Annotated in this window: 19 protein-coding genes; 6 read left to right on the top strand and 13 right to left on the bottom strand. The window is 68.8% G+C overall.

Going from position 1 to position 24074, the window contains the following annotated elements:
* Window positions 1–24: 24 nt before the first annotated feature.
* The 3 genes from FFS20_RS00165 to hrcA form a co-directional block, all read right to left on the bottom strand.
* On the bottom strand, window positions 25–801 hold the full coding sequence (locus tag FFS20_RS00165) for a 16S rRNA (uracil(1498)-N(3))-methyltransferase (RefSeq protein WP_137823924.1): 777 nt from the start codon (window positions 799–801) through the stop codon (window positions 25–27).
* A complete protein-coding gene (gene dnaJ / locus FFS20_RS00160) occupies window positions 798–1910 on the bottom strand; it encodes a molecular chaperone DnaJ (protein ID WP_137823923.1) in 1113 nt (370 codons plus the stop codon). The genes FFS20_RS00165 and dnaJ overlap by 4 nt, the downstream gene beginning before the upstream one ends.
* 72 nt (window positions 1911–1982) lie before the next feature.
* Window positions 1983–3035: a heat-inducible transcriptional repressor HrcA gene (gene hrcA, locus FFS20_RS00155; protein WP_137823922.1), complete on the bottom strand. Its 1053-nt coding sequence runs from the start codon at window positions 3033–3035 to the stop codon at window positions 1983–1985.
* Between the two features lie 180 nt (window positions 3036–3215).
* Between hrcA and FFS20_RS00150 the strand changes: the two genes are divergently transcribed.
* Both FFS20_RS00150 and FFS20_RS00145 read left to right on the top strand, forming a co-directional pair.
* Window positions 3216–4073: a DUF3097 domain-containing protein gene (locus tag FFS20_RS00150; protein WP_181365625.1), complete on the top strand. Its 858-nt coding sequence runs from the start codon at window positions 3216–3218 to the stop codon at window positions 4071–4073.
* 217 nt (window positions 4074–4290) lie between these two features.
* On the top strand, window positions 4291–5088 hold the full coding sequence (locus FFS20_RS00145; protein ID WP_137823921.1) for a DUF4870 domain-containing protein: 798 nt from the start codon (window positions 4291–4293) through the stop codon (window positions 5086–5088).
* 102 nt (window positions 5089–5190) lie between these two features.
* Here FFS20_RS00145 and FFS20_RS00140 read toward each other — a convergent pair whose 3' ends face one another.
* From FFS20_RS00140 to lepA, 3 genes are all read right to left on the bottom strand, one after another.
* Window positions 5191–5874, bottom strand: a complete 684-nt coding sequence (locus FFS20_RS00140; protein WP_140954950.1) for a hypothetical protein — start codon at window positions 5872–5874, stop codon at window positions 5191–5193.
* A gap of 368 nt (window positions 5875–6242) precedes the next feature.
* Complete coding sequence (gene hemW / locus FFS20_RS00135) at window positions 6243–7472, bottom strand: radical SAM family heme chaperone HemW (protein WP_137823919.1); 1230 nt, start codon at window positions 7470–7472, stop codon at window positions 6243–6245.
* Window positions 7473–9341 (bottom strand): translation elongation factor 4, encoded by a 1869-nt coding sequence (lepA, locus tag FFS20_RS00130; RefSeq protein WP_232623613.1) that lies wholly within the window; start codon window positions 9339–9341, stop codon window positions 7473–7475.
* Window positions 9342–9550: 209 nt separating this feature from the next.
* Here lepA and FFS20_RS00125 point away from each other — a divergent pair, with 209 nt between their 5' ends.
* From FFS20_RS00125 to rpsT, 3 genes are all read left to right on the top strand, one after another.
* Window positions 9551–10330, top strand: coding sequence for an endonuclease/exonuclease/phosphatase family protein (locus FFS20_RS00125; protein ID WP_137823917.1), 780 nt, complete (start codon window positions 9551–9553; stop codon window positions 10328–10330).
* Between the two features lie 186 nt (window positions 10331–10516).
* Window positions 10517–11125 carry a type II toxin-antitoxin system PemK/MazF family toxin gene (locus FFS20_RS00120; RefSeq protein ID WP_137823916.1) on the top strand — a complete coding sequence of 203 codons (609 nt, stop codon included), beginning with the start codon at window positions 10517–10519 and terminating at the stop codon, window positions 11123–11125.
* A gap of 175 nt (window positions 11126–11300) precedes the next feature.
* A complete protein-coding gene (gene rpsT / locus FFS20_RS00115) occupies window positions 11301–11561 on the top strand; it encodes a 30S ribosomal protein S20 (RefSeq protein ID WP_137823915.1) in 261 nt (86 codons plus the stop codon).
* A 145-nt stretch (window positions 11562–11706) separates the two neighbouring features.
* Here the strand turns inward: rpsT and holA are convergent, their stop codons facing one another.
* The 5 genes from holA to FFS20_RS00090 all read right to left on the bottom strand — a co-directional run bounded on the left by holA (window position 11707) and on the right by FFS20_RS00090 (window position 19230).
* Complete coding sequence (holA, locus tag FFS20_RS00110) at window positions 11707–12690, bottom strand: DNA polymerase III subunit delta (protein ID WP_137823914.1); 984 nt, start codon at window positions 12688–12690, stop codon at window positions 11707–11709.
* Between the two features lie 9 nt (window positions 12691–12699).
* Window positions 12700–14973, bottom strand: a complete 2274-nt coding sequence (locus FFS20_RS00105; RefSeq protein WP_249356325.1) for a ComEC/Rec2 family competence protein — start codon at window positions 14971–14973, stop codon at window positions 12700–12702.
* 298 nt (window positions 14974–15271) lie between these two features.
* On the bottom strand, window positions 15272–16153 hold the full coding sequence (locus FFS20_RS00100) for a ComEA family DNA-binding protein (protein ID WP_137823913.1): 882 nt from the start codon (window positions 16151–16153) through the stop codon (window positions 15272–15274).
* 897 nt (window positions 16154–17050) lie between these two features.
* The gene (locus tag FFS20_RS00095) at window positions 17051–17926 is read right to left on the bottom strand and encodes a DegV family protein (protein WP_137823912.1); all 876 of its coding nucleotides are present in this window, start codon (window positions 17924–17926) and stop codon (window positions 17051–17053) included.
* On the bottom strand, window positions 17923–19230 hold the full coding sequence (locus FFS20_RS00090) for a UDP-glucose/GDP-mannose dehydrogenase family protein (protein ID WP_137823911.1): 1308 nt from the start codon (window positions 19228–19230) through the stop codon (window positions 17923–17925). The genes FFS20_RS00095 and FFS20_RS00090 overlap by 4 nt, the downstream gene beginning before the upstream one ends.
* 106 nt (window positions 19231–19336) lie before the next feature.
* On the opposite strand from FFS20_RS00090, the gene FFS20_RS00085 reads away from it, so the two are divergent.
* Window positions 19337–20032 (top strand): hypothetical protein, encoded by a 696-nt coding sequence (locus FFS20_RS00085; protein WP_137823910.1) that lies wholly within the window; start codon window positions 19337–19339, stop codon window positions 20030–20032.
* Between the two features lie 25 nt (window positions 20033–20057).
* Here FFS20_RS00085 and nadE read toward each other — a convergent pair whose 3' ends face one another.
* Window positions 20058–20894, bottom strand: coding sequence for an ammonia-dependent NAD(+) synthetase (gene nadE / locus FFS20_RS00080; RefSeq protein ID WP_171006926.1), 837 nt, complete (start codon window positions 20892–20894; stop codon window positions 20058–20060).
* Between the two features lie 48 nt (window positions 20895–20942).
* The gene (gene leuS / locus FFS20_RS00075; RefSeq protein ID WP_137823909.1) at window positions 20943–23891 is read right to left on the bottom strand and encodes a leucine--tRNA ligase; all 2949 of its coding nucleotides are present in this window, start codon (window positions 23889–23891) and stop codon (window positions 20943–20945) included.
* Window positions 23892–24074 lie beyond the last annotated feature (183 nt).

The raw sequence follows: 24074 nt of genomic DNA, 5'->3' as shown, positions 1-24074 counted from the left end.
GCATTCCCATCGTAGTCCGGTATCTCACCAGCGGCCCAGGGAATTCTGTGCGAGCACGAGTCCCGCCGGTCCCGCCGAGGAGGACCGCAGGACGGTGTCGCCGAGGAGGACGGGGGTGGCCCCGACCCCGGCCAGGGAGTCGAGCTCCCGGTCGCTGATCCCGCCTTCGGGTCCGACGACGAGGACGATCCGCGCCGTCGTCTCGGCATCGAGACCCGCCAGTGCCGCCGAGAGCCGGAGCTCCGCGGTCTCGTGGAGGACGAAGATCGCATCGGCAGACGGTTCCCCGTCCGGTGCGGTCCCTTCGCCGAGGCGGGCCAGGAGTTCGGCACCGCGGGCCAGCTCGGCCAGAACGGGGAAGCGGGAGCGCCGCGACTGCAGGGAGGCGGCCGTGAGGAGGTTCTCCCATTTCGCCGCCATCTTCGTCTGCTTCTTCGCCGGCCAATCGGCGATCGAGCGGTCGGCGGCCCACGGGATGATCTCGTCGACCCCGATCTCCGTGGCCGCTTCGATGGCCTGGAGGTCACGGTCGCCCTTCGCGAGGGCCTGGACGAGGACGAGACGGGGCGTTGGCGCCGGGGTGGCGGTCACCTCGGTGACGTCGAGGGTGAGCTCGGTCGCCGAAGCGGTCGCCACGGTGCCCCGGGCCCGGGTCCCGTTCCCGTCGACGACGTCGATCTCCTCGCCGGGTCCGATGCGGCGGACCCGCACGGCGTGCCCGGCCACGTCCAAACCGAGGGTGAGCAGGCGACCGGCGACCGCCTCGGCGGCCTGGGGCGAATGGAAGACCGGGAGACTCACCGACCGGCGAACTTCTCACGCATGCGGGAGAACATGCCGCGGGACTCCGTCGTGATCTGCGCCCGCGGGGTCTCCTCGCCGCGCAGCTTCGCGAGCTGGGCGAGCAGCTCCTTCTGCTCATCGTCGATCTTGTCGGGGGTGACGACGTCGACGGTGATGAGGAGGTCGCCGCGGGTCTCGGTGCGCAGGCGGGTCGCGCCGAGGCCCGGGAGCTTGACGACGGTGCCCGACTGCGTGCCGGGTTCGATGTCGAGATCCTGGACGCCGTCGAAGGTCTCGAACGGGATCCGGGCGCCGAGTGCGGCGGCGGTCATCGGCACGGACACGGCGGCGCGGAGGTTGTCGCCGTCGCGGCGGAACACCTCGTGGCGGGCGACCATGACCTCGACGAAGAGGTCACCGGCGGGACCGCCGCCGGGGCCGACCTCGCCCTGGGCCGACAGCTGGATGCGGGTGCCGTCGGAGACGCCGGCGGGGATGCGGATCTTCATCGTCCGCTGCTTGCGCACGCGGCCGTCGCCCTGGCAGTTGAGGCAGGGGTGCGGGATGACGGTGCCGTAGCCGTGGCACTGGTTGCACGTCTGGTTCGTCACCATCTGCCCCAGCAGGGTCCGGGTCATCCGCTGGATGCTGCCGGAGCCGTGGCACAGCGAACACGTCTCGACGGAGGTGCCGTCCTGGGTGCCGGCGCCGTGGCAGGTCTCGCAGACGACGGCGGTGGTGACGTCGAGGTCGACGGTGCCGCCGAAGGCCGCGGTCTGCAGGTCGATGTTGACGCCGACGAGGGCGTCCTTGCCGCGCTGCATGCGCGGAATCGGACCTCCGGCCGAGCCTCCCCCGCCGCCGAAGAACGTCTCGAAGATGTCGCCGAAACCACCGAAGCCGCCGGCCGGGAAGCCCTGCCCGTTGTCGCCGCCGCCCATGTCGTAGTTGCGGCGCTTGTCCGGATCGGAGAGGACCTCGTAGGCGAGGGAGATCGACTTGAACTCCTCGTCGTATCCGGGGTTGACGTCGGGGTGGTATTTGCGGGCCAGCTTGAGATAGGACTTCTTGATCTCAGCCGCCGAAGCGTCCTTCGACACTCCGAGTGCTTCGTAGTGGTCGGCCACAGAAACTTCTCTTTCCCTGGTGGTGGTGTGTGCGTGTGAGGTGGATGGGGCGCGCCCGGACTGTCGGCGGGCCTACCCCTGGTCTAGGGCCGAGGAGACGTATTTGGCGACGGCTCGCACGGCCGAGATCGTCGTCGGATAGTCCATGCGGGTAGGACCGAGGACGGCCAGACGGGCCGAGGATCCCGCCAGATGACCATATTCGGCGGCGACGACGGATGTCGAGCTGAAGGACTCGTGAGTGTTCTCACGGCCGATGCGCACGCTGATCTCCGCATGGTCCTCGGCCATCGAGGTGAGCAGCCGGAGCAGGACGACCTGCTCCTCGAAGGCCTCGAGGATCGGGGCCATCTGCTCGCCGAATTCGGAGCCGGAGCGCGCGAGGTTCGCGGTGCCGGCCATGATGATGCGCTCCTCCCGGGTCGCCGCGACGAGGTCGATGACGGCCTCGCGGATGCGGTCGAGGACGGGACTGCCAGCCTCGTCGTCGGGTCCGGTCGCGGCAGCCGTCGCGCCCACCTCGGCGCCGCGGTCGGGGCCGCGGACGTCGACGCGGGAGAGCTTGGCCCCGGCGAATTCGGAGTTGATCCGCTCGCGGAACCGCTGCAGATCGGCGTCGTCGACCGCCTCGGCGCTCGTGACGATCTTCTGCTCGACCTGCCCGGCGTCGGTGATGAGGACGACGAGGATGCGGCCGGGGGCGAGCCCGACGACCTCGATGTGCTTGATGCGCGCCTGCGAGACCATCGGGTACTGGATGAGCGCGACCTGATGGGTGAGTCCGGCGAGGACACGGACCGTGCGGTCGAGCATGCCGTCGAGGTCGACGTCGCCGTCGACGACCTGGAGGATCGCGCGGCGCTCGGCGTGGCTGAGGGGCTTGAACTCGTCGATGCGGTCGACGAACATGCGGTAGCCGAGGTCCGTGGGAATGCGACCGGCCGAGGTGTGGGGCTGGGCGATGTAGCCCTCGGCCTCGAGCTGGGCCATGTCGTTGCGGATCGTCGCCGGTGAGACGCCGAGGGTGTGGCGCTGGACGATCGCCTTCGATCCGACGGGTTCGTTCGTGGCCACGAAGTCTTCGACGATTGCCCGCAGCACCTGCGCGCGCCTGCTGTCGTTCATTCGTCTCCTCCCCGGATTTGGCACTCGAATACTCAGAGTGCCAATTCTACGCCTCTTGATCCGTGATTTCACGTCCACCCCCTCGTCCCGCCGAGGCACGCGGATTCCGCGGCGTCGGTCGGCACCCGACCTGCGTGTCAGCCCCGCCGCACCGGTGGCGATTCACTAGGCTGGGGCACCGTGAATGCCTTTGATCGCTACGGCTCCGATGTGCTCTCGGGATCCTCGCCGTCCTCGCACCGCCCGAAGAAGTCCCGCCCCGTCGAGGTCGGCCTCGGCATGGTCCTCGAAGACGCGATGAGCGGGTTCGTCGGCGCGGTCATCGGGGCGGAGAAGACGGCTGGCGGAGTCGCCGTCACCCTCGAGGACCGTCGCGGCGGGCGCCGGGCGTTCCCTCTAGGCCCGGGCTTCCTCTTCGAAGGCGAGCCCGTCGACCTGCGGCTGCCCAAGCGGAAGCCGCAGGCGCCGGGTCGCACCGCCTCGGGGTCACGGGCCGTCGTCGATGCGAAGGCGCGGGTGGCCAGGGGGTCGCGGATCTGGGTCGAGGGCAAGCATGACGCTGAACTCGTCGAGAAGATCTGGGGCGATGACCTGCGCATCGAGGGCGTCGTCGTCGAACCGCTCGGTGGACTCGACGACGTCGCCGACAAGCTCGAAGCCTTCGGTCCCGACCGGCAGCACCGGGTCGGGATCCTCGCTGACCACCTCGTCACGGGCACGAAGGAGTCGAAGATCGCCGAGGCGGTCCGCGCCGATCCCCGCTACGCCGAGGTCGTCCACATCATCGGTCACCCCTACGTCGATATCTGGCAGGCGGTCAAGCCGCGGGTCGTCGGCATCGACGCGTGGCCGACCGTGCCGCGCGGCGAGGATTGGAAGACCGGCATCCTGCGCCGCATCGGCTGGCCGCACGCCGACCACAGGGACGTCGCCGCCGGCTGGGTGCGGATACTGAAGTCGGTGACGACGATCGCCGACGTCGAACCGACGCTTTCGGGCCGCGTCGAGGAGCTCATCGACTTCGTCACCGTGGACTGAGGGCTCGTGGACTGAGTTGGCGGTGGATCGCGTCGCCCGTGGTCCGAGCTGCCCGTGGGTTGAGGAGTCTCGCGACAGCCGTTCCGCCTCGGTGCGCGGTCAGACTACGGCCAGGGCTCGCGCGGGCAGTTGTGATGGATTTGGAACGCCGTTCCCACGCCTGGGCAAGCCGGGTCGACTAGGGTGAGGGGGCAGAAGCCCGTCGAAAGGACCCGAAATGTCAAATTCCCCGCAGCCGCCCAACGGCGAGCAGAACCAGTCCCGCCCGATGCCGCCCGACTACTCCCAGGCCTCGGGACCCCAGCAGCCCTACAGCCAGCAGAACCAGTACGGTTCGCAGCAGAACAACGGCGGGCAGCAGTACGGCTCGCAGCAGAACTACGGGTCCCAGCAGAACTACGGGTCCCAGCAGAATCAGTACGGCAGTCAGCCGCAGAGCTACGGCGGCCAGCAGTACGGCAGCCAGCAGCAGTACGGTTCACAGCAGTACGGCTCTCAGCAGGGCTACGGCAACCAGGGATACGGCGGGCAGGGCTACGGTGCCCAGCAGCAGTACGGCCAGCCCGGCTACGGGATCCAGCAGGCGAATCCTGCGCTGTTCAATTCTGCCAACCTCCCCGAGGCCGCCTACGGACCCGGCTCCGAGCGCTTCTGGAATGCCAACGAGTCCGAGCGGACGACAGCACTGTGGACGAACATCGGCGCCCTCTTCATCGGGTTCCTTCCGCTCATCATGTTCCTCGTGAAGAAGGATGAGTCGCCCTTCGTCCGTGAGTACGCTCGGCAGGGCACGAACGCCTGGATCACGAACATGATCGCGACCTTTGCCGCATCGTTCGTCCTCGGCATCCTCGGCTTCCTCCTTGCTCTCGTCACGCTGGGATTCGGGTTCTTCATCGTCTACCTCTCGTTCCTCATTCCGCTGTTCTACGCGGTCCTCTACATCATCGCCGCCGTGGCGGCGAACAAGGGCGAGGGCTACAAGTTCCCGCTGACGATCAACTTCATCAAGTGAGCGTGATCGGCTCCCAAGCCGGCCGACTCCGATACTGACAGTCAGACGCTGACAGTCAACCGAGACGGGCCGCCGTGCTGAGGCACGGCGGCCCGTCGTCGTTCATCGCGCAGCCCAGCGCGTGCCGCGTCGGCGGTGGGCAAACCATGCCGAGGATCGCGGCAGGAAGGCGAAGACGAGACTGGCAGCACCGAACAGCTGAAAACCCGTGACGAGGATCGGGCTGAGCGGTGTGAGGACGAACAGAGACACGATGAGTGCGGCTAGGGCGATCCACCGAGCGCGGCCGCGCCCCACGAGAAGTCGCCAGGCATAGACGACGAAGGCGACGATGACGATGAGCCCGACGATGATGCCCACCACGACAAGGGCATTGGCCAGGGCGGTCGACACGTCACCGACGGAGGTGACCGCCTCTGCTCCGGTGCTGCCGCCCAGCTGCCGCAGCGCGAAACCCGCCGCCCTCAGCGTCCTCCCACCGGTGACGGCCATGACGATGACTGCCAGCGCAATGAACAGCGGCGCGATCAACCCGAGGATCGCTGCAGCGACCACTTCCCACGGTCGGCGCTTGCGACCGGTGCGATCTGCATGAAGGGAGGACGCTGTCGTGTAGGCGTCCCGTCCCTGCCGGACAGCTGCGGTCGATGCCTCCCATGCGACGCGGCTTCCGGACAGAGCCGTTGCCGACGCACGTCCCGCAGCTCTGCGTCCCTTCGTCCACAGCGCGGACCGGCCCATGGTGCTCGTGGCACGCACCGCGACGTTCTTGACGTCGCCGCTCACCCGACCGATCTCCTGTGCCACAGACTGGCGCTGCGACCGAGCGGGATGGGGGTGCGGGAGTGACGGAGGACGATGCCGGTCGTCGCGATGCTCATTCTCCCCCTTGCCGGACCGTGAGATCTCCACTCGCGGCGCCGGTGACCGTGTGGGCTGCACTTCGGATCGGGAATCCGAGGCGCGCTCGGCACTCTGTGGGAACGGGGGCAGGCCAGACGGCTCTTCGTACGGATCGGAACTGGGCATCGGCCACCTCCCCGGCGAGATTCCCCGAGTGCGGACCCACGGCAAGGAGAGCGTCCGCGAGGCCAACCACCATATCTGTAGTCAGAGTAGCAGGAAGTCAGCGTCGTGTGCCGGCCCTCCCGACCTCAGTCCACGTACTCCGTGAGGACGCGGACCATGTAGTCGGCCATGAGCCGGCCCTGCAGGGTCGGTGAGAAGCGACCGCTCTCGACCGCCTCGGCGTCGAGGAGTCCCTGTTTGACGAAGGTCCTGATCGCGGCGTCGCTGCCGGGGGCGAGCGTGTCGAGCGGCAGCTCGGAGTCGATGCGGGCGGCGAGCATGATTCGCTCGATCTCCCGCGTCGATGCCGTGAGCACTTCACGGCCGATCGCCGGCGAGTCACCGGCGCGCAGCCGGTCGGACCAGGCACGCGGGTGCTTCGCATTCCAGAACCGCACTCCCCCGATGTGCGAATGCGCCCCGGGCCCGAAACCCCACCAGTCGGCATTGCGCCAATACGCCATGTTGTGTTCGCAGCGGGTCGCCTCCGATGTCGACCAGTTGCTCACCTCGTACCAGCGCAGCCCGGCAGCGGCGATGGCGGCATCGGCGATCTCGTACTTGTCGGCGAGATCGTCCTCGTCGGGCATCGGCAGCTGCCCGCGACGGACCATCGCCCCCATCTTCGTGCCGGGTTCGACGATGAGCGAGTACGCGGAGATGTGGTCGACGTCGCCCTCGAGCGCGGCATCGAGGGAGGCTCTCCAGTCGTCGATCGACTCGCCGGGAGTGCCGTAGATGAGGTCGAGGCTGAGTTCGAGGTCCGCGTCCTTGATCCACCGGGTGACCTCGGGGATCTTCTTCGGATCATGCGTTCGGTCGAGTGTGGCGAGCACGTGCGGCACCGCCGACTGCATGCCCACCGACATCCGGGTGAAGCCGGCGGCCGCGAGCGTGTCGATGTAGCCCGGGTCGAGCGTGTCGGGGTTCGCCTCGGTCGTCACCTCGACGTCGGGAGCCAACCGGTAGCGGTCGCGGATGTCGTCCATCACCCCGGCGAGCACCTCGGCGGGCAGGAGCGTCGGGGTGCCCCCGCCGAAGAAGATCGTCCCGACCTCACGATCACCGGCCCCCGCCTCGGCGAGGACCCGGGTCGAGAGATCGAGCTCACGGGCGATCATCGCGCGGTAGTCCTCGCGGTTCGCGCCCGGTCCGAGCTCATCGGCGGTGTAGGTGTTGAAGTCGCAGTACCCGCACCGGACCCGGCAGTACGGGACGTGGACGTAGAGACTCAGCCGCGTGTCGGTCCCGGTCCCCGCCGAAGCGGGAAGGGACCCGTCGAGCGGCGGGATCTCACCGAGCGGTTGTGCCGGCACTTACTTCTTGGCGTCCTTCTTGTCGGGCTCGTCCGAGGACAGGGCGGCAATGAAGGCCTCCTGCGGGACCTCGACGCTGCCGACCATCTTCATCCGCTTCTTGCCCTCCTTCTGCTTCTCGAGCAGCTTGCGCTTGCGGCTGATGTCGCCGCCGTAGCACTTCGAGAGCACGTCCTTGCGGATCGCGCGGATGGTCTCACGAGCGATGATGCGCGAGCCGATGGCGGCCTGGATCGGCACCTCGAACTGCTGGCGGGGAATGAGTCCGCGCAGCTTGCCGGCCATGAGCACCCCGTACCCGTAGGCCTTGTCGCGGTGGACGATCGCGGAGAACGCGTCGACCTGGTCGCCGTGGAGGAGGATGTCGACCTTGACGAGATCCGCTGCGTCCTCACCGTCGTCGGCGTAGTCGAGGGAGGCGTACCCCTTCGTCCGGGACTTGAGCTGGTCGAAGAAGTCGAAGACGATCTCCGCCAGCGGCAGCCGGTAGCGGATCTCCACCCGGTCCGAGGACAGGTAGTCCATGCCCTGGAGCTTGCCGCGACGATCCTGGCACAGCTCCATGACCGCGCCGATGTAGTCACTCGGCGTGAGGATGGTCGCGCGCACCATGGGTTCGCGGACTTCGCGGATCTTGCCGGTCGGGAACTCGCTCGGGTTCGTCACGACGACCTCCGAACGGTCCTCGAGGGTGACGTTGTAGATCACGCTCGGGGCCGTCGAGATGAGGTCGAGGTCGAATTCGCGCTCGAGGCGCTCCCGGACGATCTCGAGGTGGAGGAGACCGAGGAACCCGCAGCGGAAGCCGAAGCCGAGTGCGGTCGAGGTCTCGGGCTCGTAGACGAGTGCGGCGTCGTTGAGCTTGAGCTTGTCGAGGGCATCGCGCAGCGCCGGGTAGTCGGAGCCGTCGATCGGGAAGAGACCGGAGAACACCATCGGCTTGGGTTCGGAGTAGCCGGCCAGGGGCGCCTCGGCGGGGGCCTTCGTCGCGGTCACGGTGTCGCCGACCTTGGACTGGCGGACGTCCTTGACGCCGGTGATGAGGTAGCCGACCTCACCGACGCCGAGTCCCTTCGTCGCGATCGGCTCCGGGGAGGACACGCCGATCTCGAGGAGTTCGTGCGTCGTGCCCGTCGACATCATCGTCACCTTCTCCCGCGGGGAGAGCGAGCCGTCGACGACGCGGACATAGGTGACGACACCGCGGTAGGTGTCGTAGACGGAGTCGAAGATCATCGCCCGGGCCGGAGCATCGGCATCGCCGACGGGGGCGGGAATGTCGGTGATGATCCGGTCGAGGACGCCCTCGACGCCCTCACCGGTCTTGCCGGAGACGCGGAGGACGTCGGCCGGGTCGCTGCCGATGAGGTTCGCCAGCTCCTCGGCGTACTTGTCCGGCTGCGCGGCAGGCAGGTCGATCTTGTTGAGCACGGGGATGATCGTGAGGTCGTTCTCCATCGCGAGGTAGAGGTTCGCGAGCGTCTGGGCTTCGATGCCCTGCGCTGAGTCGACGAGGAGGAGCGCACCCTCACAGGCGGCGAGTGACCGGGAGACCTCGTAGGTGAAGTCGACGTGGCCGGGGGTGTCGATCATGTTGAGCGCGTACGGGGTGCCCTCGGTCTCCCAGGGCATGCGCACGGCCTGCGATTTGATCGTGATGCCGCGCTCGCGTTCGATGTCCATCCGGTCGAGGTACTGCGCGCGCATGTCGCGGGGCTGGACGACGCCGGTGATCTGGAGCATCCGGTCGGCCAGGGTCGACTTGCCGTGGTCGATGTGGGCGATGATGCAGAAATTGCGGATCAACTCGGGTGAGGTCGCGGACGGTGTGATCCGCTGGAGTGCTTGTGGCGACACCTGAGGTGACATGAACGCCCTTTCTTCAATTCGTGCGAACCTCCATTGTTCCACGAGTTGGTCCCCCGGCCGGAATCCGCGCGGGCGGGGCCTCGTGCCCCGAACTCCGGACTCGGTTAGCCCGGATCATTGGACTCGGTGGGGCCGGTTCACCGGACTCGGTGCGGGAAAACACGGCGGAGATCTCTCCGCTCGCGAGGGATGTCCGCGATGATGGTCTCATGAGCGACTTCACCGTTATGAGCTTCAATCTCCGCTACCCGGCGATGGACGGACACCCCGTCGCCGAACGTCTGCCGGTCGCCGCCGAGCTCATCCGCGCCGCCCATCCGCATCTCATCGGCACCCAGGAGGGCGAGCTCGACCAGCTCGAGACCCTCATCGAGCTCCTCCCCGATGAGTACATCTGGCTCGGCGAGGGGCATTCGGGCGGCAATGCCGGAGAGTTCACGGCGATCATCTGCGACTCCTCCCGCTTCGAGGTCGAGACCGTCGACATCAGCTGGCTGTCGGAGACCCCGGACACCGTCGCCTCGGAGTCGTGGGGCGTCTCGCACGCCCGCACCCTGACGACGGTCGACTTCAAGGACCTCGAGACCGGCCGGGCGCTGCGGCTGCTCAACACCCACCTCGACCACAAGTCCGAACGCGCACGGCTCGAGTCCGCGAAGATCATGGCGGAGACCATCGCCGAGGTGGCCGTCCCCTGCGTCATCACCGGTGACTTCAACGTCGCCACCGGAGCCCCAGTCTACGACTACTTCGTCACGGATCTCGGCCTCACCGACACCGCCGCCGCGGTGCCCGGGGAGGACATCGGCACGTTTCACCGCTACAAAGGACCCAAGGCCGGGGAGCCGCGCATCGACTGGATCCTCACGACGCCGGGGCTCGAGACCGTGGCGACCCGCATCGACACCTTCAATGTCGACGGCACGTACCCGTCCGATCACTTCCCCGTCGAGGCGACCCTGCGCTGGACCGACGACGTCCGGGCGTGAGGCGCGGACAGCTGACGCCCGTCGCCCCCAGATGACTTTCGATGCCGGGCCGGGCACAGCATGCTCGGAAGCCGGGCACAGGGGATGTCACGAGCCGGGCCGGCGCTCGGCGACACGGTGCTCCCGGCAGCCGGGCCGGCGCTCGGCGACAGAGTACTGTCAGAGCCGTCCACTAGGCTGGACGGCATGAGCTGGAGATCAATCGTCAATCGTGCCGTGAAGATCGGTGTCCGCGAGGGCATGAAGTACCTCAAGGAGTCGCAGAGCAAGCGGTCACAGGGCGGACAGTCCGGTAGTCGGCCCGCTCCCCGACCGTCCTCGCAGGGTCAGTCGCGTCCGGGTGGGGGAACCGCCTCGGCGCCGGGAGGGGCCCGGACCACGAGCGCCCGCACCGGAGGCTACCCCGGTGACTACCGGGGACCGGTCACGGTCTCCTACTCCCCCGATCTCGACGGTGACGCGGATCCCGGCGAGGTCGTGTGGGGCTGGGTGCCGTTCGAGGAGGACCATTCGCAGGGCAAGGATCGGCCCTCGCTCGTCATCGGCAAGGACGGGCAGTGGGTGCTCGTCCTCATGCTCACGAGCCAAGATCACATCCCCGGTGGGATCGGCGAGGTGCGCTCGGACGGAGGTGCCCGGTGGATGAACATCGGCAGCGGTGACTGGGACGCGCAGGGCCGGCCCTCGGAGGTGCGCCTCGACCGCATCATCCGCCTCGATCCGAACGGCATCCGCCGGGAGGGTGCGGTGATGTCGCGTGAGGTCTTCGGCCTCGTCGCCGCCGAGTTCGACTGAGGGCGGTCGCCTGGTAGGATATGTGCTTGTGTCTTCATCAAGGCGTGTGTCTCGCCGAGGTCGGGTGAAGACGCCGTCCGACACGATGTCATCGAGGTGTTTCCCCGCGGAGATGACGTGCTCGTGCGGATGTGCCCTCACGACCATGTAGTACGAACACGAAAGAGTGTTGAAATTGGCTAATATCAAGTCCCAGATGAAGCGGATCAAGACCAACGAGAAGGCTCGTCTGCGCAACAAGTCGGTGCGCACCGAGGTCCGCGGTCTCATTCGCGACGTCCGTGAGAGCATTGCTGCCGGCAACAAGGACGAGGCACAGCAGGCTTATGCTGTGGCCGCCCGCAAGCTCGACAAGGCTGTGTCGAAGGGTGTTCTGCACAAGAACAACGCTGCGAACCGCAAGTCGAGGCTCGCCAAGCAGATCAACGCTCTCTGAGTTGATGGCTTCTGAAAGGGCCCGATCCGCACTGCGGATCGGGCCCTTTCGCTAACCCGGGAACAGGTGCTCGTGCCCAGGATCAGTTGCTGGTGCCCGGGAACGGTCGCCGGGACGGGTCCGCTCCGGCCACCGGTGTGGGGACTCAGCGGGCGCGGGCGAGCCGGCACACCTCGGAGACGAACGTCTCGACGGCGTAGACGGGGTCGCGGCCGCCGCCTTTGACGGCTTCGTCCGCCTCGGCTGCGGCGATGAGGGACTGTCCGAGGGCGACCTCGTTCCAGCGCCGCACTTCCCTCCGCGCCCGGTCGACCTGCCAGGGCGCCATCTTCAGTTCGGCGGCGAGTTCGCCGCTCGATCCGGAGAAGCCCTGGACCTTCGCCATGCCGCGCAGCTTCATCGCCACGGCCGCCACGAGGGGCACGGGATCCGATCCCGTCGACAGCGCGTGGCGGAGCAGGCTGAGCGCGCTCTTCGCATCGCCGGAGACCGCGGCATCGGCGACCTTGAAGCCGGTCGCCTCGACCCTGCCGCCGTAGTAGCGGTCGACGACGGCGCCGGTGATCGTGCCCTCCGTGTCCTCGATGAGCTGGTCGACGCCGGCGTTGAGCTCTGAGAGGTCGGCGCCGAGGGCGGACATGAGCGCTTCCATCCCGGATTCGTCGATCTGCCGCTTCGCTGACTTGAAGCGCGCCTGGGCGAATTTCGCCCGGTCGCTCTCGTTCTTGAGCACGGCGGCATCGATGCGCGGGAAACCGGCCGCGTCGATCTTCTTCACGAGCTTCGCACCGCGGTTGCCTCCGCCGTGGAGCAGGAGGACGACGGCGTCGTCGTTCGGTTCGTCGAGGTAGGACAGCGCGTCCTCGAGGAACGGTTCGGAGCACTTCTCGACGGCGTCGACGACGATGAGCTTGGCGCTCGAGAACAGCGACGGTGAGGCCGCCATCTCGAGTTCCCCACCCTGGTAGGCGGCGGCGTCGAACTCGACCTCTTCGGGGTCCTTCTTCCGGGCTGCGGAGACGATCCGGTCCTTGGCCATCCGCACGAGCACCGATTCGCTGCCGGAGATCATGACGACGGGCGCGGGCTTCGCCGAACTCCAGGGGATCAGTGTCTTCTTCGCTGCCATGCCCCCAGCCTATCGTCCGCGCGGGACACGACCCTCGCCGTCCTCGCCGCCGGCGCTGGCGCAGCTGCGGGCCGTGCTGAATCGGGGCCCTGCGTAGAGGGCGATCGTCCCGCACTCGTCGGTGCGCAGCACCCTGACCGGCCCGAACGCCTGGAGTGACCGCTCGGTCGGGTGACCGTAGCGGTTCTCCCCCACCGAGACGATGCCGAGCTGCGCACGAGCCGCACGGTAGAAGTCATCCGAGAGGTCCGAGGACCCGTGGTGCGGGGCGAGCAGCACGTCGGTGGGCGTCAGGCTCTGCGCGAGGACGAACTGCTCCTCCTCCCCGACATCGCCGGGGATGAGGACGGTGAGTCCGCGAACGACGACGCGGAAGACGAGGGAGTCCTCGTTGCGCGCGGCCGTCCCGTCCCCGGACCGGCCGTTGGCCTGCCCGATTCCGCCCGCGGCGTCTCCCCCGATCCCGCCTCTGCCCTCAGCGGGCGGCACGCCCGTGCTGGGCGGCCAGAGGACCTCGATGGCCACTCCGCCGATGTCGAGGCGACGTCCGCGGTGGAGGGGAGCCACCTCGGCGCCGGTGTCCCGGACGAGCTGCGCGACGTCGGGACTGCCGATGGCATTGGCCGACACCCACACCTGGCCCACCGTCCGCGACCATGTGGTGCCGGCGGCACCACCGCTGTGGTCGGCATCGAAATGGGAGATCGCGAGGTCGACCTCGGCGATCCCGCTGTCATCGAGGCACTCATCGATCGGCCCCGGCTGCTTCCCCGCATCGATGACAAGGCCCCGCCCGCCGCCGAGGTTGACGACCGTCGCCGACCCCTGCCCGACATCGCAGGCGAGCACGAGCCAGTCCCGGGCAGGCGGACGCGGACTGCCCACGACGACGACCGCCGCCCCGAGGGCGACCGCGAGGACGACGACCGGCGCGCCCCAGAGCCGCTTGCGAATGAGCAGGACGACGCCGACGGTGAGCAGCGCGAGCACCGCGAGCGCGACCAGCGATCCCACCGGCGGATCCGGCCATGCGAGCGATGCCCCGGGCAGGCGGGCGCAGACCCGGGCGACGGCGACGATCCACCAGGCGCACAGCGACCCGAGCCATGCGGTGAACTCGGCGATCCACGACAGTCCGGGCAGGCCGATCCCGCCGGCCACGAGGGAGACGAACCCGGCGACCGTCGCCGGGAGGACGGCCGGGGAGGCCAGCGCATTCGCGACCACCGACCAGCCGCCCAGGCGCGGATCGATGGCGACGAGGACCGGGGTGCACGCGAGCTGCGCGACGAGCGGGACGACGAGCGCGCTGACGAGCACGGACGGGGCGAGCGGAAAGCGGACGAGGAGTCTGCGCAGCAGGAGCGGGACGACGAACATGATGACCGTCGTCGCGATGACCGAGAGGACGAATCCCACCGAGGTGGCGAGCACCGGCACTCCGGTGAGGAGGAGCGCGACCGTGGCCGCGATGACGGCGACCGGGGCGATCCCGCCGCCGCGGAGGAAGACGAGAGCGACGGCGACGGCCATCCCGGCGGCGCGGATCGCGCTCGGCTCGAAGCCGACGACGAAGACGTAGCCGAGGCAGGTGAGCACGCCGACGGCGACGCGGGTGCGCGGGCCCGCCCGGCACGCTCCGGCGAGAAGACCGGCGCCGAGGCTGACGATTGTCACGTTCGTGCCGGACACCGCGGACAGATGGGTGAGGGAGACGACGCGCATGTCGTCGGTCATCTGCGCATCCTGCGGCGCGGTGTCCCCGACGACGAGGCCGGGCAGCAGCGCACCGCCGCTGGTGCCTGCGGCGAGCGAGTTCTCGCGCAGGGTCGCGCGCATCTCCGCCCGCCACCTCCACACGGCGTTCGGTGCGCGCATCACGCGGGGATCGTCACGGGTGATGCGAATGTCGTCGAGCCGCTCGGTGCGCATCTCGACCCGCGCGCCGACAGGCGGGACAGCGGGAGCAAGCACCTCGGCGAAGCCACCGCCGGTGAGCAGAGTGAGTCGTGACCAGCCCGACGGACCCGGCGTCGAAGCCCCGACGACGATCCCGTTCGTCTCCGTGTTCTCCACAGGACCGCGCGCGGAAGTGAGCACGCAGATCTGGACCGCGGCGAGGCACGCGAAGACGATGAGCCCGACGCCGAGGTGGTGGAACCGGCGGCGACGGACGACGACGAAGCCGATTCCGATGACGACCGGGGCGCCCACGAGCGCCCAGGGGCCGGGCGCGAGGAGGGCGAGTGCCCAGAGTCCGGCGGCGCAGAGGACGAGCCGCACCGACGACGGCCACAGCGTCGCAGTCGTCCGCGCCCACTGGCCTCCTGCCCGGGCCTGCCTGCGCGCCCAGTCCGCCGCTTTGTGGGGTCCAGCGCTCGGCGGTCCAGCTACGCGTCGCTGCCGCTCCGTGGTGCGTCTCCTCGGCCGGGACTGTGGGAGCGACTGTGGCCGCGAGAGCTGCTTGGACTGCGGCCGGACCTGGGGTCGAGACTGTGGTCGATTCTCCGCCCTGATCTGAGGCTCGGTACGCGGACCAGTTTCCGGTCGGCTCTGCTGCCGCGCCGCTCGGGTGGCTTCCTCATCCGACGGTGACAAGGTCCTTGAGACTCTCAAAGGTCTTCGGGCCGATGCCCTTGACGAGGAGGAGATCCTCGACGCTCGTGAACGGGGTCTGTTCCCGGTGGGTGATGATCGCCTGGGCGGTGACGGGGCCGACCCCGGGCAGGGTCTCCAACGTCGCCGAGTCCGCCGTATTGAGGTCGATCCTGCCGCCGGGCACCGCACCCGGCCCTCCGCCGGGAGGTGCCGGGGCGGAGGGCACACCAGGGGCCTGACCGCCTGGAGGCTGACCGCCTGGAGCTTGGCCGTCCGGCGCTGGACTCGGCGGCTGTCCGCCCGGGGCCTGACCCGCGGGTGTCTCGCCGACGGCCGGGATGCGGATCTGTTCGCCGTCGGCGACGAGCCGGGCGAGGTTGACCGCTTCCGCGTCGGCGTCGGCGGTCAGTCCCCCGGCCGCCTCGACGGCGTCGCTGACCCGTGAGCCGCCGGGCAGTGTGACGACGGACGGGTTCGCGACCTCACCCGTGACATGGGCGACGATCTGCTGGTTCGCCGGCTGGTCACCGGATCCTGCGCTGTCCTGAGCCGGCCCGGGGTCTCCGCTGCCGCCGTCTTGACTGCCGGCCGCCTCGGCGGATGGGCCTTCCGACACCGCACCTCCTGCGGTCGGGTCGGACGGGCTCTGCGTTTGTGTTGGGCGGAACACGTAGAACGCGAGGACGAGCACAGCGGTCGTCGCCACGGCGAGGGCGATGAGGATGGGCAGACGGACGCGTCGCGGCGGGACCGGCTCCTCGTCGCCTTCGGTGTCGGCGGTGTAGATGTCGCCGGGAACCCATCCGCCGCGTTCGGCGCTCGCATTGACGAGGCCGGCGAACCTGTCATCGGGAGACACAGCCATGCGCGCACGCTACGACGGGCACGAGCACGGACTCCACGCGATCGTCCGGTCGTGTGGACAGTGCGCGAGCGTCCACAGGCTCTCAGCACACGAGTCGCAGTGTCATCCACACCCTGCCGCACGCGAGTCCGTGGCGTACTGGAGACCGTCCGGCGGCGATTGGTCCCGCGCGGGAGGCCGCGGTCCGAAATCGCGCGCGGATGCACGACACGACTGTGCGCCAGTTCGCTCGGAGATGGCCAAGGCCACCCTGGCCATCTCAGACTCAACTGGCGCACACTCTCGTTCGGGCTCACTTGGGTTTCCAGGGCTCACGTCATTACCTGAGCCCTCCGGCCCCAACAGTGCCGCAACCGCCAGGCCGCGAAGGGCACAAGGACGTTTCGGCGGCGCGGGAAGCGGCGCGCTGACGACGGCTGGTCCCGAGCGGGAAGTCGCGGCCCGACAGCTCGCGCGGATGCTCGACACCACTGTGCGCCGGTTCCGGCACACCTGGGTTTCCAGGGCTCACGTCTTTACCTGAGCCCTCCGGCCCTAACAGTGCCGCAGCCGCCGGCCGCGAAAGGCGCAAAGACCTTGCGGCGACGCGGGAAGCGGCGCGCTGACGACGGTTGGTCCTGTGCGGAAGGTTGCGGTCGAACTGCTCGCGCGGATGCACGACACGACTGTGCGCCGGTTCGCTCGGAGATGGCCAAGGCCACCGTGGCCAACTCAGCCTCAACGGGCGCACACTCCCCTTCCGGCTCACCTCGGTTTCCAGGGCTCACGTCTTTACCTGAGCCCTCCGGTCCCAACAGTGCCGGAGCCGACCGTGCGAGCAGTTCAGGTCAGCCGCACCCCGGCCAGCTGCACCCCGATCAGCCGGCTGCCCGAGTCCCGGCCCCCAGACCACCCGCACTACGGGGTGGTCTGGACCGTGATGCCGAGGGCGCCGGGGCCGACGTGGGCGGTGATGATCGGCGAGAGCGTGCGGAACGTCGGCGTCAGGCCCCGGTCGACGAGCTTCTCGGTGAGGGTGACGACGTCGGGGGCGTCGGGGCTGCCGTCGGCGTGCTGGATCTCGACCTGCAGGGGCCGGTCTCCCCCGCCGAGGCTCGCCGCCGTCTCCCCGGCGATGACGCTCATCCGCTCGAGCGCCTTCGCGCGGGTGCGGACTCGGGCGACCGGGGTGACGACGCCGGCACCGAGGCCGAGCACCGGCACGATCTGCAGGGCACGCCCGAGCAGCGAGGATGCGGCCCCGATGCGACCGCCTCGGCGGAGGTGTTCGAGGTTCTGCGGAGCGAAGACGGTCATCGTCTCCCCCGCACACCAGTCGGCGACGGTGCCGGCGATCGATGCGACGTCCTCGCCGCGCCCGATCCCGGCGGCGGCGACTGCGACGGCCCCGGCGAGTCCCGCCGAGGTGGTGCGCGAGTCGACGACGTCGATGAGCACCGGCTGGTCGGTCGCCGCGGTGACCGCCGAATCGCGGGTGCCCGAGAGCTCCCCGGACATCGTGACGACGATGATCGCCTCGGCGCCGTGGTCGATGAGATCGGCGTACGCGGCGGCGAACCGGGCGGGTGTGGCCATCGAGGTGCTCACCTCGGAGCCGGCGTCCATCGCCGCACACAGCCGGTCAGGATCGAGTTCACCGTCGATGTAGGCGACCCCGTCGATGAGCACGGTGAGCGGGACGACCGCGAAGAGGCCGCCGGTGGTCTCGCGCAGCCGGGCCGCCTCGGCATCATGGAGCTGGGCGGTCGAATCGGTGACGAGACCGATCCTCATGGCCGGCCCAGCGCCCGGTACGTCCACCCTGCCGACCGCCACGTGTGCGGGTCGAGCACATTGCGCCCGTCGACGAGCACCCGCCCGGCCACGAGACCGCCGACGACCTCCGGGTCGAGATCCCGGTACTCCTGCCACTCGGTCAGCAGCAGCACCGCATCCGCCCCGGTCAGCGCCTCGGTGGTGTCGGTGACGAAGCTGAGCTCGGGAAACGCCCGGGACGCGTTCGCCACAGCTTCCGGGTCGGTGACCGTGACGACCCCGCCCTGCGTGCCGATGAGCCGGGCCACCGCGAGCGCCGGGGAGTCGCGGACATCATCGCTGTCGGGTTTGAACGCCGCCCCGAGGATCGTCACCCGCTTGCCGATGAACGACCCGCCGAGCGCGTCCCGGGCGATGTCGACCATCCGCACCCGCCTGCGCATGTTGATCGAGTCGATCTCCTTGAGGAACGCCACCGCCTGATCGGCCCCGAGCTCCCCGGCGCGGGCCATGAACGCACGGATGTCCTTGGGCAGACAGCCCCCGCCGAAGCCGAGGCCGGCGTTGAGGAACTTCCGCCCGATCCGATCGTCCATCCCGATCGCATCCGCCAGCAGCGTGACATCGGCCCCGGAGGCCTCACAGAGTTCGGCCATCGCGTTGATGAAGGAGATCTTCGTCGCGAGGAACGAGTTCGCCGCGGTCTTCACCAGCTCCGCGGTCGCGAAGTCCGCGACGAGCCGCGGCGTGTCGGCCTCAAGCATCGGCGCGTAGACCTCATCAAGCGCCGCCGTCGCCGCGACTCCGGCCTCGCCTTCGGCGACACCGTAGACGAGACGGTTGGGGTGGAGGGTGTCCTCGACGGCGTGGCCCTCACGGAGGAACTCGGGATTCCACATGAGCATCCCCCCGGCCGGTTCGACGAGCGCAGCCAACCGGGCCGCCGTGCCCACCGGCACCGTCGACTTGCCGACGACCACCGCACCGGGCGCCAGATGCGGCAGGAGCGAGTCGACGGCGGCATCGACGTACGTGACGTCAGCGGCGAACTCCCCGCGCCGCTGCGGGGTGCCCACGCACACGAAGTGGACGCTCGCCTCGGCGGCCCGGGAGACATCCGTCGTGAAGTCGAGACTGCCCTTCTCCTGACCCTCGACGAGGAGATCGGCGAGTCCCGGTTCGAAGAACGGCGGGCGTCCGTCACGCAGAGCCGCGATCTTCGCCTCGTCGACGTCGACGCCGACGACCTCGTGACCCAGCGACGCCATGGCCGCCGCATGCACGGCTCCCAGATACCCACAACCGATGACCGAAATCAACACCTGGCACTACCTCGTTTCGTCCGAGCATTTTCACGCACACTATATGCCACCTGCATGCACGATCGCCTACACGATTTACGGAGGTCGAAACAGTAGTCTTGTCAGTGTGAAGCGTTTCCTGGATTTCCTCACCAACTCGACCGCCGCGGTGGTTCTCGCCGTCCTCATCGTCGCGGGCATCGTGCTCTTCGCCATCCCCGCCCTCCACCCGTTCGCGTGGCTCATCGGGATCGTGCTCTGCCTCGGTGCCGCTGCCGCCCTGCTGATCTTCCACGGCGAATGGCGGCGCGCCCAGACCCAGATCGATGCCCTGCGCGGCAGCCTCGCGACCGAACGCGGACGGATGGATGCGGTGGGCCTGACCCCTGTCGCCGAGGAGGTCGCGCAGATCCCCGACGAGACGCGGGCTCAGCGGATCCTCACCCTCATCCCCGACTCCGACGGCCTCATCCAGTCCCTGCGTCTCGATGCGACGTTCGGCACCCTCGCCGTCGACGAGCTCGCCCCGCTCCACACGTTCCGTGAGGAGTTCGCGAAGTCGAGCTTCGACAACCCCCGCTCGCACACGGCGTTCATGAACCTCTACCGGGCCGCCGAAGCGCTGTCGATCTGGGTGAACGAGGAGACCCGCGTCGTCGCCGACGACGAGGCGAAGCGGGAGATCACCCCCGGCGACTCGCGCAAGGGCGGGTGGCGTGAGTACACGGAGGCGCGCAGCCGCGGGGAGAGCCTCGGCGACACGTTCGTCACCGCCCGCTGGGAGTTCAAGCAGACCGCGCTCGAGCTCGGGCTGACCGCCTGAGGAGCCGGCGACACCTGAGACCCCGTCAGTGCCGGATCCACCAGTTGTCGGTCGGGGTCACCGGGGTGCGGCGCTTGTGCTCGGTCGCCCGGTAGCGGTCGATGAGCCGCTGGGCCGCCTCGGCGTCGATCTCGTTGCCTTCGAGGAAGTCGTCGATCTGCTCGTAGGTCAGCCCCAGGGACGATTCGTCGGTCTGACCGGGATCCTCGTCGAGGAGGTCCGCCGTCGGGGTCTTCGTCGTCAGGTGCTCCGGCGCGCCGAGGTGGCGCAGCAGCTCCCGTCCCTGCCGCTTGCTCAGGCCCGACAGCGGGATGACGTCGGCAGCCCCGTCACCGAACTTCGTGAAGAACCCGGTGACCGCCTCGGCGGCATGATCGGTGCCGACGACGAGGAGGCGTTTCTCCCCGGCGATCTCGAACTGCGCGGTCATCCGCAGGCGCGCCTTGACGTTGCCCTTGCCGAAGTCGGAGATCGGCTCGCCCATCGCCTCGCGGTACTCCTCAGCGGCGGCGTCCGTGGCCGCGCCGATGTTGAAGACGATCTCGTGGTCGGCGGCGATGAACTTCAGCGCGTCCTGCGCATCGGATTCGTCGGCCTGGACGTGGTAGGGCAGACGCACCGCGTAGAACTCGGCCTTCTCTCCGCGCCGCCGCAGGGTTTCGACCGCCAACTGGCAGAGTCGGCCGGCCAGCGTCGAGTCCTGTCCCCCGCTGATGCCGAGGACGAGCCCGCGCACCCCGGTGGTGAGCACGTAGTCGACGAGGAATTCGACACGGCGGATCACCTCGGTGGCGGGATCGATCTGCGGACGCACACCGAGCGCAGTGCGGATCTCGTCCTGAACGGCGGCGATGGAGCTCATGGGAGTCAGGGGTCCTTCTCTCTTCGGTGACCGGAGCCGGTCAGCGGTTCACGCGTCGGGAACGATGTTGACGAGCTTGGGTGCCTTGACGATGACCTTGCGCACCCCGGCGCCGTCGAGCGTGCGCTGGACGTTCGGCGAGGCCAGCGCCAGGGCTTCGAGGTCCTCGGCGGTGATGTCGGGGGCGACGTCGAGCCGCGCGCGCACCTTGCCCTTGATCTGGACGACCGCGGTGACGGTGTCGGCGACGAGGTAGGCGGGGTCGGCCTCGGGGAAGTCGACGTAGGTGATCGACGACTCGTGCCCCAGCCGCTTCCACAGCTCCTCGGCGAGGTGCGGGGCGAAGGGCGAGAGCATGATCGCCAACGGCTCGAGGACGTCGACGGTCGCACTACCCTGCTTCGTCAGGTGGTTGGTGAGCACGATGAGCTTCGAGATCGCCGTGTTGAAGCGCAGGTGGTCCATGTCGTCGCGGACTCCGGCGATGACCTGGTGCGCGACCTTGAGCGTCTCGGGATCGGCGGTGCCCGCGGCGACGACGGACTCACCGGTCGCCTCGTCGACGAAGAGGCGCCACACGCGCTGGAGGAAGCGCTGCGCGCCGACGACGGCTCGGGTCTCCCACGGCCGATCCTGCTCGATCGGCCCCATCGACATCTCGTAGACGCGGAACGTGTCCGCGCCGTAGGCGTCGTAGATCTCATCGGGCATGACGGAGTTCTTCAGCGACTTGCCGATCTTGCCGTACTCGCGGTTGACCTGCTCGCCTGAGTACCAGAACGTCGTCTCGCCCGCCTCGTCGGTGCGCTCCTCGACGTCGGCGGCCGGGACGTAGACGCCGCGGGCATCGGTGTAGGCGTAGGCCTGGATGTAGCCCTGGTTGACGAGCCGGTGGAACGGCTCGGACGAGGAGATGTACCCGAGGTCGAAGAGCACCTTGTGCCAGAAGCGGGCGTAGAGGAGGTGGAGCACCGCGTGCTCCTGTCCGCCGACGTAGAGGTCGGCCCCTCCTCGCGGCTTCGACGCCCGCGGCCCCAGCCAGTAGGCCTCGTTGGCCGGGTCGACGACGGCATCGGAGTTGTTGGGGTCGGCGTAGCGCAGCTGGTACCACGAGGACCCGGCCCAGTTGGGCATCGTGTTCGTCTCGCGGTAGTAGGTGCGCGGTCCGTCGCCGAGGTCGAGTTCGACCTCGACCCACTCCCGGTTGCGCGACAGGGCCGGCTCCGGCTGGGAGTCGGCGTCGTCGGGGGCATAGGTCCGCGGGGCGAAGTCGTCGACCTCGGGCAGCTGGACGGGCAGCTGGTCGTCGGGCAGCGCGATCGGGGTGCCGTGCTCGTCGTAGACGATCGGGAACGGCTCACCCCAGTAGCGCTGGCGGGAGAAGAGCCAGTCGCGCAGCCGGTACTGCGTCGTCTCCTCGGCCAGCCCCAGACCGGCCAGCCATGCGGTGACCGCGGCCTTCGCCTCGGCGATCGACAGGCCGTTGACGTCGATCGACTCGTTCGCGGAGTTGATCATCACCCCCTCGCCCGTGTACGGCGAGTCCTCGTCGTGGCCCTCCGGGGGCTGTACCGTGCGGACGTAGGGCAGACCGAACTCCTTCGCGAACTCCCAGTCGCGGGCGTCCTCGGCGGGCACCGCCATGATCGCCCCGGTGCCGTAGCCCATGAGGACGTAGTCGGCGACGAAGATCGGGATCTGCTCACCGGTTGCAGGGTTGAGCGCCGAGGAGCCGGTGAAGATGCCGGTCTTCTCCCGGCTCTGCTGCCGGTCGGCGTCGGTCTTGGCCGCGGCCGCACGCTGGTAGGCGGCGATCGCCTCGGCGGGGGTGCCTGCTCCTCCGCGCCAGCGCTCGGGCGTACCCTCGGGCCACTGCGCCGCAGTGAGGTCGGCGACGGCCGGGTGCTCGGGTGAGAGCACGAGGTAGGTGGCGCCGAAGAGTGTGTCCGGGCGCGTCGTGAAGACCTCGATGGACTCCTCGGTCGTCGAATCGGCGTCGGCGGCCGTGGCAGCGGCGGGCATGAGAGGCAGGCGCAGCAGAGCGCCCTTCGACCGTCCGATCCAGTTGACCTGCATCGCGCGGATCGCACTCGGCCAGTCGAGGGCGTCGAGGTCGTCGATGAGGCGGTCGGCATACGCCGTGATGCGCATGTTCCACTGGCGCAGGGTGCGCGTGTAGACGGGGAAGTTGCCGCGCTCGGACAGACCCTCGGCGGTGACCTCCTCGTTCGCGAGCACGGTGCCCAGTCCCGGCGCCCAGTTGACCGGGGACTCCGAGACGTAGGCCAGCCGGTAGCCCTGGAGGACGTCCTCCTGCTCCGCGGCGCTCAGCTGCGCCCAGTCCCGCCCGTCGGGGGTCGGCCGCTGCCCGCTCGCGAACTGCTCGATGAGGGTGGAGATCGGACGCGCAGCACCGGCAGAGTCCTCCCCCGGTGCCTGCGCCTCGGGGTCGTACCACGAGTTGAAGATCTGCAGGAAGATCCACTGCGTCCACTTGACGAAGTCGTCGTCGGTCGTCGCGAAGCTGCGACGCGCGTCGTGGGCGAGCCCGAGGCGACGCAGCTGACCGGTCATGTTCGTGATGTTCGCGTCGGTCGTGATCCGCGGATGCTGGCCCGTCTGCACCGCGTAGAGATCGGCGGGCAGTCCGAAGGCGTCGTAGGACAGCGCGTGCATGACGTTGCGTCCGCGCATCCGCTGATAGCGGCCGAAGACGTCGGTGCCGAGATACCCGAGCGGATGGCCGACGTGGAGGCCCGCACCCGAGGGGTACGGGAACATGTCCATGATGTAGAGGGACTCCCGCTCGCCGAGGTTGTCCGGCGGCCCGTACGAGGACTGCGGGGCGGAGGCGGCGAGGTCCTGGCTGAGATCACCGGTCGGGTTGGGGGCGTGGTACGTTCCCGCCTGCTCCCAGGTGCGCTGCCATGACGTCTCGATCTTCTCCGCCAGTTCCGCGTCGTAGCGGAAACCGGTGTCCTCAGGGTTCGTCGACATTACCTTCCTTCGCCAGTGATCGGGTTTGATCCATCGTAGCCTGAACGCTCACGCGCTGAACTGGCTAGACTGCAGACGAGACATGATCACCCGGCAAACGTGATCGATTTCACGGCTGAACGTTCGCACAGTAAAGTACTTAACGATCGCACAGTAAAGTAACTGGGCAGTAACTTATGTCCC

The sequence above is a fragment of the Brevibacterium sp. 2SA genome, assembly GCF_005502845.1.
GTDB lineage: Bacteria > Actinomycetota > Actinomycetes > Actinomycetales > Brevibacteriaceae > Brevibacterium.
Note: the sequence above shows the minus strand (reverse complement) of the source record. Positions and strands in the feature narration are given on the sequence as shown.